At 51.6% G+C, this 644-nt stretch carries 1 protein-coding gene; it reads right to left on the bottom strand.

Annotated features, from left to right (window positions below):
- Nucleotides 1–84: 84 nt before the first annotated feature.
- Nucleotides 85–644 (bottom strand): ABC transporter ATP-binding protein (locus tag R7040_RS27390; protein WP_318097734.1); only part of this gene is annotated, 560 nt, incomplete at its 5' end.

The raw sequence follows: 644 nt of genomic DNA, 5'->3' as shown, positions 1-644 counted from the left end.
CGGAATGAGGTGTCGCGAAACAGGAAAATGCACTTGCAGATCGCGAGCGGACAATAACACTTCTTTCTGATTCATAACGTCTCCTTAAGCCGACTGGTGGATGAGTGAAATGCTGCTTTGGGCTTTGACATGGCAGGCGATGGATTGACGACCATTGAGCGGCATAAACTTCGGCGTTTCGGCTTGGCAGCGAGCGAGTCGGTAATCACAGCGATCTCTAAACGGGCAGCCTTGGTGGTTAATCAAGGAGCTCGGTGGATTGCCAGGGATGGTTGGCAAACGAGGCATGTCTTCGGTGATCGAAGGAATTGCTCTCAGTAAGCCTTGGGTATAAGGGTGTGCGGGCTGAGCAAAGAGGGTGTCCGTACCCGCTTGTTCCATTTTTTGTCCGCCGTACATCACCAACACGCGGTCACACATTTCGGCGACAACGCCCATGTCGTGCGTGATCAGCAATATCGCGGTATTAAACTCTTTTTGTAACTCACGTAACAGAGTCAAAATTTGGGCTTGTACGGTCACGTCCAACGCGGTGGTTGGCTCATCGGCAATAAGCAGTTCCGGTTTACACAACAACGCCATGGCAATCATCACACGTTGGCGCATACCGCCAGAAAGCTCGTGTGGATATTGGTTCATGCGTG

It is taken from the genome of Vibrio sp. 1069 (assembly GCF_033340555.1).
Note: the sequence above shows the minus strand (reverse complement) of the source record. Positions and strands in the feature narration are given on the sequence as shown.